We start from the raw sequence: 16,310 nt of genomic DNA on the forward strand, positions 1-16,310 counted from the left end.
ATTTTAGCGATCACGCGCAGAACTTATAAGGCTTTTTTTTTTCGTTAAATAATTTACTAATAGCCCGACCTTGGCCGCGCATATAGCCGAGTTCTAAAAATTGCCGCACTTGTTGCTGCGTGTCTACTGTGGTGGCGTACATTTCAAACTCGAGTGTTTGTGCTGTGAGTTGATAGGCTTTAACTAATTGTAATTGTTTATCATTTAATAAGTGTTTACTGATGTCATTATCGAGTTTCAACGCTTTTATGGGCAAAAAGCTGAGGCAGCTTAATGAGCTGTATCCTGTACCATATCCATCAATACCAATTTGAACGCCTAACTGAGAGATAAGGTCGAAACCATTGATGTGGTTTTCGGTGTCTTGAACTAAGGCTTTTTCGTTAAAAAACAACATGAGTTTACTGAGTTCAATATTGCTGTTTTTAATGGTGTTTTTGAGGTTGCGTAAGACAAACTTGTTTTTAATATGTTGGCTACTAATTGATAAGTGCAGAGTGACATTTGGTTGATACTGCTGTTTTAACCACTGATATTGATTGCTCAAGTGAGTAAAAATATAACCGTCTAAGTTCAATGTCAGTTGATATTGTGCCGCTAAACGTTTCATCTTAGCGTGTTCAATGATGCCGTGCTCAGGATGTTGCCATTCAACATGTGGTTCAATGGCAATAATTTCACCAGTAGTAAAATCGACGACTTCCACGTAGTGAATATCAAACTCTTGCCGTTCAAGTGCTTTTTTAAAATCAATTTCAAGTTCGTGCTGTAGCTTTGACTGCGCACTCAGCTGATCATCAAAAATAACGTAACAACCTTTACCATTGGCTTTTGCTTGGTACATGGCAGCATCAGCATCGCGTAGTATCGATTCGCTGGTGACAAGCTTATTACGGCCGCTAAAGGCGATACCAATACTGGCACCAGAAATAAATTCTTGTTTGGCCAAAGTATAAGGCATTGATAAAGCTTGCAGTATCCGATCGCTTACTTCGACGGCATCATCGGTAGAATGAATGGCATCCAGTAAAATAACAAACTCATCTCCGCCCATTCTGGCCAATGTATCATTGTCGCGTACACATGATTTTATGCGCTGCGCCGTTTCGATTAAGAAGCGATCACCTTCTAAATGGCCAAATGAGTCGTTAATCAGTTTAAATCGGTCTAAATCGATAAATAACAGTGCGAACTGATCTAAGCCATGACGACGTAAGTGCTTTAATGCTTGAGACAATCGTTCCATTAAATAGCTGCGATTGGGTAAACCTGTGAGTCCGTCGTGCTGTGCATCGTGTACTAGCTGATCTTCAATTTTGCGGCGTTGAAGAATTTCTTGCTGCAAATTATTGTTGAGTTCAGCCAACGCGCGAGTCCGCTCGACCACTTTATCTTCTAACAGCTCGTAACTACTTTTTAACGACTCTACGGCTTGTTTGCGTTCGATGGCGTTGGCAATATGTTGTGAAACAAAAGTCAGTAGTTCTAAATCTTTTGATTGATAGATGTGTTCATCATCAAGGCTGTAAATGGTTAATGCACCTGCCACATCGCCATTAATGAGTAGTGGAATACCAATCCATTGGTGCATTCTCTGGGTTTTATTGAGCTCTGGCGATTTAGAATAAATTTCGCCCATCGTGACCATGTTAGCAATGTCTTTGGCCGACAATAATCGCGGTAACTTATGGCGTAAAATGTATTCGGTTAAACCATCCTGCATGGGACGTGATGCTGGATACTGGGCGGTCATTTGCGAAACATAAAATGGAAACGACAGCATGTTGTTATCATCAATTAATGAGATAAAACAATTATGCGCTGGAATTAATTGGCTGATAATCGCGTGCAGGCGAAGATAGAAGTCTTGTTGCGGCACATTCGATGCAGATAAATCAGCGATTTCGAATAAGGTTTTTTGCAGCTTTTCGGCTTTAACGCGTTCTTGAACTTCAATGGTGACTTTGTTGTAAGCTTGACTGAGCTCTTTGGTTCGTTCAGTAATGGCTTGCTCGAGTTGTTCATGATGTTCTAGTCGTTCCATCACACCTGAGATATGGTGGCAAATAAAACCCATTAATTCTAATTCTAATTCACCGTAGGTGTTATCTTCGTTATAGCTCTGAACCACTAACACGCCAGTGACTACATCTTGATTTCTAATGGGGACGCCAAGCCATTGATGGCAAGGTGACCCTAAACTTTTAATGTCGCCACTGGCGATTAACGCATTAAATTTATTATCGTCGCAAAGCAACGGCTCACCATTACGCAGTACATAGCCTGTCAATCCACTATTGAGTAAAGAGGATATTTCTTGATCTGGGTAAAGCTCCGTTGGATGCGAGTCTTGCTGGTCAGCAAAAAAGGGTAAACTGGTTAACCCGGTTTTGAGATCTCTAGAGGCTATAAAAAAGTTTTCTGCTGGGATGAGTTGTTGAAGATGTAAATGGACACGTTGATAGAAATCATCCAGTGATGCCACCTGGGTTGCGATATTAGAAATACCTAACAGTGCATTTTGAATAATTTCAGAACGCTTATATTTTTTAGCCAAACGCTTTAAACGAGCAATCCTTTTTTGTAGGTGCTCGACACGCGGAGATGTTGTTGGGTGACTAATTTTGGTATCCATATCCCGAGCAGGTGTTATCCTATTAATAATGTGAACAAATATTTTTGAACAATCATTATAATTACCATAAATACAAATGTGATCCAAGCGAAATAAATGTAAGTATAAAGTTAATAATTATGAGTAATGAGTCAAAAAGCACAAATTGTTAGTGTAAATGACTCAAAACTTAATCAGTCAGTTAAAAAAAGTAAATCAGGGCTAGACGTGAGAGTGTTTTATCCCTACTATATGCGTCGCTAACCAAGGCGAGCGCCCATAGCTCAGCTGGATAGAGCGTACCCCTCCGGAGGGTAAGGCCGAAGGTTCGAATCCTTCTGGGCGCACCATTCGGCAAGTACGTGATGTCGTAATTGGTTAGTAGAATTGAAAGTCAGTGGTGATTGTAGCTCAGTTGGTAGAGTCCCGGATTGTGATTCCGGTTGTCGTGGGTTCGAGCCCCATCAGTCACCCCATTCAATTCAATGTTTTATTTTCGGTGATTAGCGCAGCCCGGTAGCGCATCTCGTTTGGGACGAGAGGGTCAGAGGTTCGAATCCTCTATCACCGACCACATTGTTAAAATGAGTTAAGAGTTAGTTAACTTGTTGATAGTAAAAGTTTGAAATAAATTTCGGTGATTAGCGCAGCCCGGTAGCGCATCTCGTTTGGGACGAGAGGGTCAGAGGTTCGAATCCTCTATCACCGACCAATTTAACAAAAAAGCCACTCATTAGAGTGGCTTTTTTGTTTTCAGATTTTCATTCCAATCTTTGCCTTTTTATACCTATTTCCCTATCGCGACATAACACTCCTGGCTTACTGCTTACTGCTCATGGGAGAGTACTATACAGTTTGTGCGAGGTTTGTTTTTTATTATAAAAACTCATACAAGTACGAATTCAAAGCCATAAAAAACCACTCCGAAGAGTGGTTTGTTGATAGGTTCCGTCGCTCGGCGTTATAGCTTTACATTAACCGGTGGCGAGATAAAGCCTTGGTAGGCATCGACCCTAAGCTCTGTAAAGCGGCTGAGCTGTTGTTTCTCTTGAATACCAGTGACAATGACTTGGATGTCTAAGCCTTTAGCGACGTTAACTAATGCTCGGCATAATTCACTGTTATGCTGGTTGTCTTCAATATAAGCAAATGATTGGTCAAGTTTGACGTAATGCGGTCTTAAGCTTTGTAAATAAGCCATTGAGCCAAATTGACGACCAAAGTGATCGATACCAAAGTGCGCGCCACTGTCTCTAATGACTTTACACAAGTTTTCACATGCTTCTAAATCGCTGTATACGCTAGCTTCTGGGATTTCAAAGCAAATACGTTCAGGATATTTATTCGCGCGTAGAAACTGCTTTAACCATGCATGGAACTCAAAATCGCTAATACTTTGATTGGTTAAGTTAATGGCGACTCTTTCGTAGTTACGCTCAAGTAATCTATGTTCATTTACTGTTTCTATTAGACACCGATCGAGCATGGTTCCCAGAGACAATAGTTCAACATAAGGCATAAATTGGCCTGCATGAAGCGTAGTATTGGCGATTTGTAACTGACAATATAATTCGCGCTGACAGACTTCATCTTTGGCGCTTAGTTGAATTGGCTGCCAGCGGAACTCAAACTTTTTATGTTGAATCGCATAACCTAAGTTTGTTCGCCACTCTTCACGAGTAAACAATTGCTGCTGGGTATTTTCAAACCAATGGAAGACTTTGGCATCTTTGATAGATTGTTGCAGCGCGTTATCTGCTTGAGCCATCATATCGGATACTGTCATTTGCCCTAAACGTTCGGCCACACCGATATTAAACTGCTCATTAGGTTTGCAGCCTGCTTTCGATATTTCCTTGTTTACTGTGCGTATGAGGCTTTGTAAGTACTTAGTTAGCTGGTCGTGTTCACAGTCTTCTACCAAAAATGCAAATTCATAAGCGGCTATGCGTGCAATGACTGAGTGAGCAATTTCATCTTGATGATATTGTAATTTTTCTGACAGGATACGAATGGTTTCATCACGGACTTGGAAACCATACTTACTGTGTACATCTTCTAGCCAGTCCATTTTGACTAAATACAGCGCGCCGGTACTTGGTTCGCTTAACCAACCGTTAATGCGGCTCACCATGTATTGTCGATTGGGAAGGCCTGAAACCTGATCAACGAGGTTTTTCTTACGTAATGCTGAGACTTCTTCGTCAAGTGAATTGAAAACTTGTTTCAGCTGTGCAGACATACTATTAAATGCGTTAACCAGTTCTTTGAGCTCCTTGGTTTTGGGCGCTGGCATATCTGGGCCAAATTGGCGGTCGGCAATTTGTTTTGCATGTACAGACAAGGTGTTTAATGGTTTCAAAATCCAGCTTAAACCCACTCTGGCAAACACAATGGCAATTAAAAATAAGATAGAAAAAAGAATGACAATATCAGTAATAATGCGCCATAACTCTTGGTAACCAAAACCTGGATGAGCCGTGATTTCTAAGGTAGCAAGCTGCAGCCAGCCTGACGTTATTGTTGTTTGTTTGTTGATACTCTTAAACAGATTTAAATTGATAAACCATTGCGGTACATTACTCACTCTTACCGAATTATTCCAAACCTGTTGCTTACCGTCGACAAGCCAGATGAGTTTGATCTGCTGATAGTAGCCGCCTTCAAAGATGACATTGACTAAAGTCTCTGCGCCAGCAGTATCGCCAGACTCCAATACCGGAGTCAGCATTAATCCTAAAGAGTTACTGGCATTATTAAGATCAGACTCCATCTGTTTGGTTAAAAAACCTTGGGTTTCTGAAAATTGTACGTAGGCTACACTTGCAATAGTTAACAAGAAAAGTGCAAAAAGTAACGCATAGATCTGCCTGAACAGGGTCATGTTGTCACTACTCCATGTTGAGTTTTGGTCGGCGTAAGCGGTCTACGCCTAATCTAAGTTTAAGGTCAGTCCATTTTTCAAGGCGTGATGATGAGCCAGCTAACACTCCTCGACCTTTTTCTTTGTTTAACCATAATTGTTTACCATTAAAACTGTATACAGGCAGAAGATCTCTTCTTTGTGTCGCAGGTTTGATGGTTTTGTCTAAATTATCTAATACCAGTGGTATTGAATTAGGTTGTTCGTAATAGGCTAATACCATGTGGTATTGGTTTAACGTTGTGGCTTTTACCATGGTGATCCGCAGTTTGTCTTCCGATACGCCAAGTTGGAGTAAGGTAAAGTACTTTGCGATAGAAAAATCTTCACAGTCGCCGCCATTTACACCAATAAACTCCATAGGGGATGCCCAGTAGTTTGAGTCGCCCCACAGTGTTTGGTCGTCGATAAACCTAAATAAATTGAAAAAGTGATTTACCTTCTTCAATTTATCGATATCACTTAATTGCTGTGCATCATCAATAATTTTAAACCATGCATTAGCGCGAAGTGCCGCTCTGTCGCCGTAACGTTTCGTTAATGCAGATACAATTTGCTGCTGATTTAACTCTTGAGTTGGCGCCGCAAACAAACATGAAACTAAAAGGGCCGATGTCACAATTACACTGTGGCAGACCCTTTTATAAAACGATGCAGTGACATGTTTGTCTTTACGACTCAATGATCAATATCCTGTTTAACGATTATTCATTCTCATCGTCAACAGTATAGATATTCCATCTCATCTTTGACATTGTATCTTCGCCAGATATTGTCGAGATAACACGTCTATTACGCTCTTCTGCTTCAGGTGTGCCACTGGTATCAATTGGTTTGTCAAAACTATAACCAACCGCTGACATGCGCTCAGGGCTAATACCAAAAGTATTCTCGAGTACATCGATGACTGATTTTGCACGCTTTTGAGACAAAGCTAAATTGAGTTCATAACTGCCTCTTAAGCTAGTATGACCTTCGATAACCACTTTTGTCGTCGGGTACTTTTTCATCAGCTTAGCGATTTTTTCTATTTGGTCATAATACTGCGACTCAATGACTTCAGAGTTATTCGCAAAAAAGATGTTTAGCTCTTGGGTCTCATTGATATCGTGAACCTGACCACAACCATAATTATCAACTTCAGCGCCTAATAGCGTTCCTGCACAGTTTTCACGTGCAGTGATAACACCATCTTTGTCCATATCTGTTAAGTCGAAGTTTTGCTTTGTTGGTTTATTGAGCTCAACAATATCGTTCATTGCACAGCCAGTGGCGGTCAACATAGCGAGTAGAATCATTAAGTATTTCATTATTGAACCCCTCCCTCATACGAGCGTTCACCGCGCCATTCTTCAGGGCGTGTGACTCTCAGTGAGTCAAGCAAACTGCCAGTAGCATTTAACACTCTGTAGCGAGCTGCAATTTCGTCATATTCAGTTTGTAGGTAGTCTTTACGCGCTTCAAATAACTCGTTTTCAGTGTCGAGTAAATCGAGAAGAGTACGCTGACCTAAATTAAACTGTTGCACATAAGCGACTTGCGTTTGCTTTGCTGCGACAACGTGTTCACGAATATATTGCTTTTGTGGTGCAAGCATTTCGTAGGCGTTCCAGGCTAAAGAAATACCCTCAACAACTTGACGATATGCACGTTGTTGAATTTCTTTGGCTTCATTAATTTTGTACGCAGTCTCTCTATCGCGTGCTAAATCTTTTCCGCCTGAAAATAAGTTATATTTAACGCGAACCATGGCCACTAAATCATTACTATGACCATTAACATTTTGGCTGCTCAATGCGCTATAACCGTCTTCACCATCAACGTCATTATTCCAGTTACCGTTAAGCTCTAAACTTAGCTGTGGGAAATAATTTGCCTTAGCAGAACTACGCTCATATTTTGCCGCGTTGATATCACCTTCAGCAGACTTAAGGATTGGATGGTTGCTTTTGGCTTGCATCACACCTTTATTTAAGCTTTCTGGGATCATATCTGCATCTGGTACTGGCAAAATAAGATCTTCTGGTTCTGACTCAACAATTCGAATAAATGCAGCTTTAGCATCTTCTAAATTATTTTTCGCAGAAACCACATTCGCATTAGCACGTGCTAAACGACCTGTAATTTGCGATAAGTCCGCAATTGAACCTAATCCTGAGTCAGTACGTTCTTTAATTTGATCATAAATAGCTTTATGGCTTTCTAGATTTTTTTCTGACAGCGTTAACACTTGCTGGCTACGAATGTAGTCTAAATACACTTTAGATACATTTAATGCCATGTCTTCTGCTGCAGCAAATAATGCCCACTGATCTGCGGTGGTTTCGTTCGAATAGCGATCAACTTCGCTACTGGTATAAAAGCCATCAAATAACATTTGTTTGATGCTAAAACCGGCTTCACCACGTTCTAAATCAATTTTGCCATCATTATCAACGTCGCCTAGTCCTGCTTTGCGACGACTTGATGGGCTATCAGTTTGCTCCCAGCCGTATCCCGCTGTCAGGTCGACAGTTGGCATATAACCGGCAGATGCCTGGTTAACTTGCTCTTCACGTGCTTTAAAGCGGTTAAACGCAATCCGTAAATCTGGATTGGTGTCTAGCGTATGCGCAACAGCTTGTTCAAGTGATTGACTTGAGGCTGCGGGTGCAATCAGCATAGACAAAGCAAGTGCAACAGCACTGATCTTTGTGTGCTGATTTTTTATAGTGCTCATTTAAAACCCTCCTGGTTCTTCTTAGCGCTCTCTAAGGGCGGTATCTTTCGCTCTTAAAATTGGATTCAAAATGTACTCAAGTATTGATTTTTTCCCAGTGATAACGTCCACCGAAGTGAGCATTCCTGGGATTATTGGCATCTCTGTGCCATCGTCTTTTAGTAAACTCGATTGTTCTGTTCTTACTTTTATAATGTAAAAACTATTACCTTCTTCATCTTGTGATGTATCGGCACTAATATGTTCTACTGTACCTTTAAGGCCGCCATATCGAGTAAAGTCATATGCTGTTACTTTAACTATAGCGGGTAATCCAGGGTGTAAGAAAGCAATATCTTTTGGTGTAATTTTAGTTTCTATCAGTAGTTTATCTTCTGATGGCACAATCTCAATGATTTGTTCACCAGGCTGCACAACTCCACCTAAAGTATTAAAGTAGATTTTTTTAATTGTGCCAATGACAGGCGAAGAGATTACCGCTCTGCTGACTTTATCAAATGCACCAATTTGTGCCTGATTCATACGTGATAATTTTGTTTGTAACTCGTTTAATTGCGCCCGTAAGTCGGTGGTATAAACAAATACAGCATCACGACGTTTCAAAATCGCCTCATCCATTGCAGCTTTGACTTTAGGCCTTAAGAGGCGTAATGACTGCAGTTCACCCTGGATATCATTCACCGTTCGTTCAAGTTTTAATAACTCGACTTCTGGCACAATCCCTTTTCGAGCAAGCGGTTTAGTTAATTCAAGCTCACGGCTAACCAGTTGGTAACTTTTCGTGAGAGTTTTAATTTTTGATGCTAAATCTTCAATTTCTTGCTGACGCTGCTGGATTTGGCGCACTAATATTTCGAGTTGATTGTTTAAGTTATCTAAACGCAGCGAGTATTCTTCTTGTTGGCGTTTTACTAATGCAGGCTCGGCTTCTATTGTCTCACCAGGGAAAGCTAATACCTGTTTGGTAATTTTAACTTGTTGACGCCAGTCAGAGGACATATCTGAAATCACAATGCTGTCTAACTCTGCACGCATACGGATTATGTTGGTTTGCAGTCCATATACTTCTTGTTCTTGTTGGCCAAAATCAGACCTAAAACGTGTATCATCGATACGAGCTAATGGTTGACCTTTAGTAACCATCAAGCCTTCTTGAACATAGATTTCTTGAAGTATTCCGCCATCTAAGCTCTGAATGATTTGGATTTGCGAAGAGGGAATGACTTTGCCTTGACCTGTTGTGACTTGGTCTAATTCAGAAAAATATGCCCAAACAACAAAGCAGACCATCATTGCGGCTAATGACCAAATAATGAGGCGATGTCCTGTCGGGGCATCGGTCATAATGGCACCATATACGTCGTCAACCATCTCTAAATCTTCTGCCGTTAGATGTTTGCTCATGCGTTTTGCTCTCCAGCCATTGCACCAGAGTTAAGCATGGCTAGTACTTCATCTTTAGGGCCGTCAGCCATCACATGGCCTTTATCTAATACAATAATACGATCAACTAAATTAAGCAGGTGCATTTTGTGCGTAATTAAGAGCAAGGTTCTGTCACGGCTAACAAGTTGCATAGAGCGAATAAATTGCTTCTCTGCGCGTGCATCTAAACTGGCTGTGGGTTCATCCATCAGCAATATAGACGGATCATTAAGTGTCGCTCTGGCTAAGGCTACGGTTTGTCGTTGGCCTCGGCTTAATGCTAAACCACCTTCTCCCACTTGTTGATCAAGTCCTTCCGACTCTAAATTGGTGAACATGCCTACGCCTGAAAGCTGAATGGCTCTCATTAATTGATGTTCAGTCACTTGGCGCGACCCGAATAAAATATTGTCACGAATAGTTCCGTGAAATAGGGTGACATCTTGTGGCAGATAACCAAAGTTACGTCTTAAATCACTCGGATGTATTTGTCCTGAGTCTAAACCATCATATCGAAGGCTACCTTGAGTCGGCTTATATAAGCCGAGTAGCAGTTTTGCTAAGGTACTTTTACCGGAACCATTGCGTCCGATAATGGCAATTCGTTCACCTGGTTTAATACGCAGTGATAAGGGGTGTAAGCTCGGCTTTTCTGTGCCAGGAAAATTAAAACTGATATTATCGGCTTCGATTTTTCCCATAATACGTTCTTTGCTGACGAGATGGCCTTTATCTTCAAACTCATCTTCTTCTTCCATGATGGCATCAAGTTGACGTAACGAACTGATGGTATGATTCCCACGAGAAATAAGACCTGCTAATTGGGCCATTGGGGCAATTGCCCGGCTTGATAGCATGACAGCAGCAATAATGCCGCCCATGGATATTTCGTTATCAGCTAAACGATATACACCCAAAATAACAACCAGTACTACCGTCACTTGCACCATAAAATTGGCAACATGGGCTACATGGTTAGAGAGCTTTTTACTTTTTAATTGCCAGTTAGCGGTATGGCCAATCATTTGTTGCCAGCTTTTCTGCACTAAACCTTCAGCACCGTTTGCCTTAATTGATTCAAGCGCGGTTAAACTTTCAATTAAGTGGCCATGCTTTAAGCTTGAAAAACGATTACTTTCTTCAATGGCTTGCTTTAATTTAGGTTGTAGGTAGAGAGTCACTGCGATAATGACAATACTGCTAAAAACTGGAATGAGCGCTAAATCACCCGCCACAATGTAAATGATGATGACAAAGAGCAAGGCAAAAGGTAAATCGACCAGTGCAGTGATTGTTGCTGAGGTTAAAAACTCTCTAATACTGTCAAACTCACCGAGTTGCCTTGCCATTCCGCCTACACTTGGGGAGCGTTTTGACAGCGGAATACCAATGGCTTTAGCAAATAATTTTGAGGAAACAATAATGTCGACTTTTTTGCCGGCAATATCGATTAAATAACTGCGTAATTGACGCATAATAAAATCGAAAAGATATGCAATCCCGGCACCAATAGCCAACACCCAAAGTGATTCAAACGCTAAATTGGGCACCACTTTGTCATAAACGTTCATGATAAACAGTGGTGAGACTAATGCGAATAGGTTAACCAATACTGATGCAATAAGTGCATCCCTATAAATAGGGGCGGAGTCTTTAATGCTTTGCATTAACCAGTGAGTGCTGTTGTCATGTAAATGAACATCGAAACTTTTATCGCCACGATAATCCTGTTTGACCAGAAATAAGTAACCCACATATAAGGACTCTAGTTCCTCTAGCGTTAGGTTCTCTTCGCCACCAGTTTCAGGTAATTGAATAACAACTTTATCATTTTCTAAATCAATCTCTCTTAACACACAGGCTTTTTTATCTTTAAACAATAAAATGCATGGCAATAGTATGTCTGATATTTGATTTAGATCTTTACGTGATAATTTGGCCGACAAGCCTGCTCTAGCTGCAGCTTGTGGTACTAATTCGGGTGAAATAACTGAGCCTGACAGCGGTAAACCCGCAGCCAAAGAATCAATAGAGCAAGGGCTGCCAAAGTGTTCTGTCAGCAATACTAAGCAATCGAGTAGCGGATCAACCGTTACCCGTTGTGAAGCAGAAATCGTCCACTGCTCGCTTGTTTTAGACGCAGTTATAGGCACCTAATAAGAGTCCTTAATTTATTATTGTTAGAAATAACAAGTGATGCGTCACATATTACTATGTGACGCAGTCAATGTGTTGTTATTAAGGAATAATATTTCCACTGTACTGGTCATAAAGATCGACAGGGGTGGTTCCTGGTGATGGTGCAGGGGTTTGTGTTGGTGTATCAACAATGAGTGCGCCATCATTTAGCAACCCATTAATAATAACACCATCAGTTGTAGCGCCATATTGCTGCGACAGGTCTACACCATCTAATACTATCACTTGGTCTACCGTACCATCTTTATTAGCATCAATAGAGATTGTGGTATTACCATTGCTGAACGAGAAGTCCAGGTAATCATCGAGATTACCATTCTGCTCATCTTGCAATAAATCGCTGATATGAAGTGTATCGTTGTTCACTTCAAAATCTTTAATGGTATCAGTCCCAATGTCACCTTTAGACCATACAAAGGTGTCACTGCCTAATCCACCGATTAGCGTGTCATTGCCTAATCCGCCGATAAGAACGTCATTACCCTCGCCGCCATAGATAGTATCATTGCCACCCTGGCCAAATAAGATATCGTCACCAATACCGCCATCTAAAATGTCGTTACCGTCATTGGTATTATTGATATTAAATTCATTCACATGATCACGGATGTAATCGTGCACGGCTTTAACGTCAATATCTGCAACGTTTTGACCAGTCTTACCAGCTACATAGGTTTGTAATGCAACGTAACCTTGCTCAGATGAACCACTAAATTTAACCAGATCACCGAAGATAATATCGTCACCTTGATTACCGATAGTATTATCATCACCTTGAGATTGGAATGTCTCAGAGCCTGTGATAACACTTGATAGGTCTGATACATCGATAGATGCACGCACATAACCATCAGTGTCATATAGTTTTAGGTTGGCTTCATTAACCGTAGTATTACCGTTAGCACTAGCTAAACTGATTGCTTCAACTTCAGACACTGCAGCAAGTAAATTAAATGCATGTTGCGCCTGAGCGGTTGTGTTTGTTCCACTGTCTGTAAAGCTTTTAACAGTATTATTAGTGTTAAAGCTTAATTGGCCAATTTTAGCACCTGTGTATGGTGAATACACAGCACCGCTAGCGTTGACAATAACTTGACCATCTATGCTGATGACGTTGCCTTTAACATAGTTATTAGAAGTCAACAAACTACTTAAGGTTTGATAACTACTTGTCGCTACATCATAACTCATTAATACTGTTGAAGTATTAGTGTCAACTGTTTGTGCATTTGGTGAACCATCAGTAATGAAGTAAGAAATATTATTTCCAACATTATTTAGCACAGTGCTGCTAGTAAACCAATTTATTGCAGACTCAAAACCAGCTTCATAGTTAGTGGAACCACTGGCGCTCATTTTTGCTAATTCAGTAAGCAGCGTTTGGACAGCATTTGGGTCGTCCATGTTTACTGAAACAGAGTACTTTGAACCAGATGCAAAATTCGTCAGCAACACATTTACGGTACCGCTGTGCGAGCCCGTCGCGCTATTAGCCAGTGAATCAAAAACGGCTTCAAGTTGCGTCTTCGCTTCAGCTATAACGCCAGACATACTGCCTGATGTATCAAAGATAAATGCGATATTATAGTTCTCACCTGCAACAATCTGTAAGCCCTGTTGATCACTGACAATAATATCGTTATTAACGGTACCTTTAATCACATCATTACCTGGATTACCAGTGTATTTCTCGTAAACCGTGCCAGAATCAGATTCGCCAACAATGTTTATCGTCACTGTAGCTGTATCTGTTGCGCCGTATTGATCAGTAACTGTGTAAGTAAAGGTATCTGTAGCTAGTTGACCTGCTGTTAAGGCTTCAAATGAATCATTAGTGTCATAAGAATAAGTACCATCACTGTGGATAGTTAATAATGCACCACTAGGTAATATCACAACTTGTCCATCAGCTACAGCAGTGCCATTTACATCAGTTAGTGCAAAGGTATTTCCTTGTGCATCTGAGTCGTTATTGAGTAACCCTTGGTTTGCATTGGAGATAGTTAGCACGCCATCTTCAGAGACCAGGTAAGTACCCATAATGGCAGGGCCGGCAGCGGTAATACTCGTCAAGAAGTAATCCGAAGAATCACTTAATGCTGGGCCACCATTTGTTTCACTAATGGTTTTAGTCGCCTCAAAGACTAACTGATCAAAGACGATGTTTCCGGTATCGATAGTGAATGTTCCAGAGTCACCTGAAAGTGTTTTAAATGTTTCACTCGCAACCAATTGACCATTGTAGTAAGCCTTCCAAACACCTTGCTCACCGTTATTTTCATTGGTAAACATGTTTGATACGCTGAACGTAGCCTGATTTACTAAACCATTAAAATCAATCACGATAGATTCAGATGTGCCTGAAGCTGAGTCGTATTCTATTTGGCCAATAATTTGGTCATCAACACGAGGAGAGCCTGACACGCCTAGCTTCCCTGTACCACTTTCAATATTTACTACACCCATAGAACCATCAGCATTACGAGCTGAGATGGTCATTTTGTTTTCACCGTTTGACTGCGGGATAGCCCAATTACTGCTAGAACCTGTCGTTACTGTGTATGACGAACCAGGGATATCATCATTGGCATCAACGTTGTTAATTATTGCGGTGTCTGTGACGGCTATAGATTCATTCCCAGCTGCATCAGTTTGAGATATCTCAACAGTAATTTGTTCACCTGCAGTTGGTACATCAGCAGTCCATGTAATCTCACCATTGTTATAACTGAAAGCAACATTAGGTACAGAACCATCCAAATTAACTAATTGGCCATTTTCTAATTTCAGGTCAAATGACACTTCGATGCCATTAACTGTTGTCGATATTGAAACAAATCCGCCAGCAGTAAGATCTGCATGATCTGCCTCAGCTTTAATTTGTATTCCACTGCCATTAGCTAATATTTCATTATTATTTAACCAGCCATCTCCAGGAGTGCCGTCATCAACGATGATAATTGATAATGCCGAAGGAGCAGTTTTATCGATCCCTTCTTTATCTGTCGCGATAATCGATAGGTTACCTGCAGCGTCAGTGACTTGAGCCGTGACGTTCACTTCTGTTGCGCCTGCAGTCACAGGCACTTCAACAGCGTAGCCATTGGTTAGCATTGCTTGCGTCACGGTGACCGTCGCTAATACGTTTCCACTGCCATCGGTCACGACGAGAGTGTCGCCGATCTGGGTGCCCGTCGCTAAAGTCACGGTTGCGGTCACGGTGCCGTCAGCACCAATTTCGCTGGCGTTATAAATCCCGTCGCTGCCCATGCCGCTGAATTCTACAAGCGGTGCTGGTGCGGCAACATTATCAACGGGTTGCTTGTCGGTAGCGATTGCAGATGGGTTACCTGCAGCGTCAGTGACTTGAGCCGTGACGTTCACTTCTGTTGCGCCTGCAGTCACAGGGACTTCAACAGCGTAGCCATTGGTTAGCATCGCTTGCGTCACGGTGACCGTCGCTAATACGTATCCACTGCCATCGGTCACGACGAGAGTGTCGCCGATCTGGGTGCCAGTCGCTAACGTGACAGTTGCGGTGACGGTGCCGTCAGTACCAATTTCGCTGGCGTTATAAATCCCGTCGCTGCCCATGCCGCTGAATTCTACAAGCGGTGCTGGTGCGGCAACATTATCAACGGGTTGCTTGTCGGTAGCGATTGCAGATGGGTTACCTGCAGCGTCAGTGACTTGAGCGGTGACGTTCACTTCTGTTGCGCCTGCAGTCACAGGCACTTCAACAGCGTAGCCATTGGTTAGCATCGCTTGCGTCACGGTGACCGTCGCTAATACGTTTCCACTGCCATCGGTCACGACGAGAGTGTCGCCGATCTGGGTGCCAGTCGCTAACGTGACAGTTGCGGTGACGGTGCCGTCAGTACCAATTTCGCTGGCGTTATAAATCCCGTCGCTGCCCATGCCGCTGAATTCTACAAGCGGTGCTGGTGCGGCAACATTATCAACGGGTTGCTTGTCGGTGGCGATTGCAGATGGGTTACCTGCAGCGTCAGTGACTTGAGCGGTGACGTTCACTTCTGTTGCGCCTGCAGTCACAGGCACTTCAACATCAAAGCCATTATCCAGCATGTCCTGGGTAACAGGGCCGTTAAACAATTCAGTGCCATTGCCGTCGGTGACAATCAAGGTGTCGCCCACTTGCGTACCCGTCGCTAAGGTGACAGTTGCGGTCACGGTGCCGTCAGCACCAATTTCGCTGGCGTTATAAATCCCGTCGCTGCCCATGCCGCTGAATTCTACAAGCGGTGCTGGTGCGGCAACATTATCAACGGGTTGCTTGTCGGTAGCGATTGCAGATGGGTTACCTGCAGCGTCAGTGACTTGAGCCGTGACGTTCACTTCTGTTGCGCCTGCAGTCACAGGGACTTCAACAGCGTAGCCATTGGTTAGCATCGCTTGCGTCACGGTGACCG

The 16,310-nt window shown here is 42.2% G+C and carries 8 protein-coding genes and 4 tRNA genes; 4 read left to right on the forward strand and 8 right to left on the reverse strand.

Annotated features, from left to right (window positions below; genetic code table 11):
- Positions 1–10 precede the first annotated feature (10 nt).
- Positions 11–2,635, reverse strand: coding sequence for a diguanylate cyclase domain-containing protein (locus AC19MX_RS12045; protein ID WP_498298307.1), 2,625 nt, complete (start codon positions 2,633–2,635; stop codon positions 11–13).
- Between the two features lie 252 nt (positions 2,636–2,887).
- Here AC19MX_RS12045 and AC19MX_RS12050 point away from each other — a divergent pair.
- The 4 genes from AC19MX_RS12050 to AC19MX_RS12065 all read left to right on the forward strand — a co-directional run bounded on the left by AC19MX_RS12050 (position 2,888) and on the right by AC19MX_RS12065 (position 3,326).
- Positions 2,888–2,964: transfer RNA gene (locus AC19MX_RS12050), tRNA-Arg, on the forward strand.
- A gap of 50 nt (positions 2,965–3,014) precedes the next feature.
- A tRNA-His gene (locus tag AC19MX_RS12055) sits at positions 3,015–3,090 on the forward strand.
- A gap of 21 nt (positions 3,091–3,111) precedes the next feature.
- A tRNA-Pro gene (locus AC19MX_RS12060) sits at positions 3,112–3,188 on the forward strand.
- A gap of 61 nt (positions 3,189–3,249) precedes the next feature.
- Positions 3,250–3,326, forward strand: a tRNA-Pro gene (locus AC19MX_RS12065).
- Positions 3,327–3,575: 249 nt separating this feature from the next.
- Here AC19MX_RS12065 and AC19MX_RS12070 read toward each other — a convergent pair.
- The 7 genes from AC19MX_RS12070 to AC19MX_RS12100 form a co-directional block, all read right to left on the reverse strand.
- Entirely contained in the window at positions 3,576–5,498 is a 1,923-nt protein-coding gene (locus AC19MX_RS12070) for a bifunctional diguanylate cyclase/phosphodiesterase (protein WP_498298309.1), read from the reverse strand.
- A 7-nt stretch (positions 5,499–5,505) separates the two neighbouring features.
- The gene (locus tag AC19MX_RS12075; protein ID WP_498298311.1) at positions 5,506–6,156 is read right to left on the reverse strand and encodes a transglutaminase-like cysteine peptidase; all 651 of its coding nucleotides are present in this window, start codon (positions 6,154–6,156) and stop codon (positions 5,506–5,508) included.
- A gap of 85 nt (positions 6,157–6,241) precedes the next feature.
- Positions 6,242–6,847, reverse strand: a complete 606-nt coding sequence (locus AC19MX_RS12080) for an OmpA family protein (RefSeq protein WP_432400362.1) — start codon at positions 6,845–6,847, stop codon at positions 6,242–6,244.
- Complete coding sequence (locus AC19MX_RS12085; RefSeq protein WP_498298319.1) at positions 6,847–8,199, reverse strand: TolC family outer membrane protein; 1,353 nt, start codon at positions 8,197–8,199, stop codon at positions 6,847–6,849. Before AC19MX_RS12085 ends, AC19MX_RS12080 begins: the two co-directional genes overlap by 1 nt.
- Before the next feature lie 78 nt (positions 8,200–8,277).
- Entirely contained in the window at positions 8,278–9,660 is a 1,383-nt protein-coding gene (locus AC19MX_RS12090) for an HlyD family type I secretion periplasmic adaptor subunit (protein WP_432400361.1), read from the reverse strand.
- Entirely contained in the window at positions 9,657–11,834 is a 2,178-nt protein-coding gene (locus tag AC19MX_RS12095; protein ID WP_498298313.1) for a type I secretion system permease/ATPase, read from the reverse strand. The genes AC19MX_RS12090 and AC19MX_RS12095 overlap by 4 nt, the downstream gene beginning before the upstream one ends.
- 85 nt (positions 11,835–11,919) lie before the next feature.
- Positions 11,920–16,310, reverse strand: a 4,391-nt coding sequence (locus tag AC19MX_RS12100) for a beta strand repeat-containing protein (protein ID WP_498298315.1), incomplete at its 5' end; no start/stop codon positions are given.

Source organism: Shewanella sp. MF05956, from assembly GCF_059758055.1.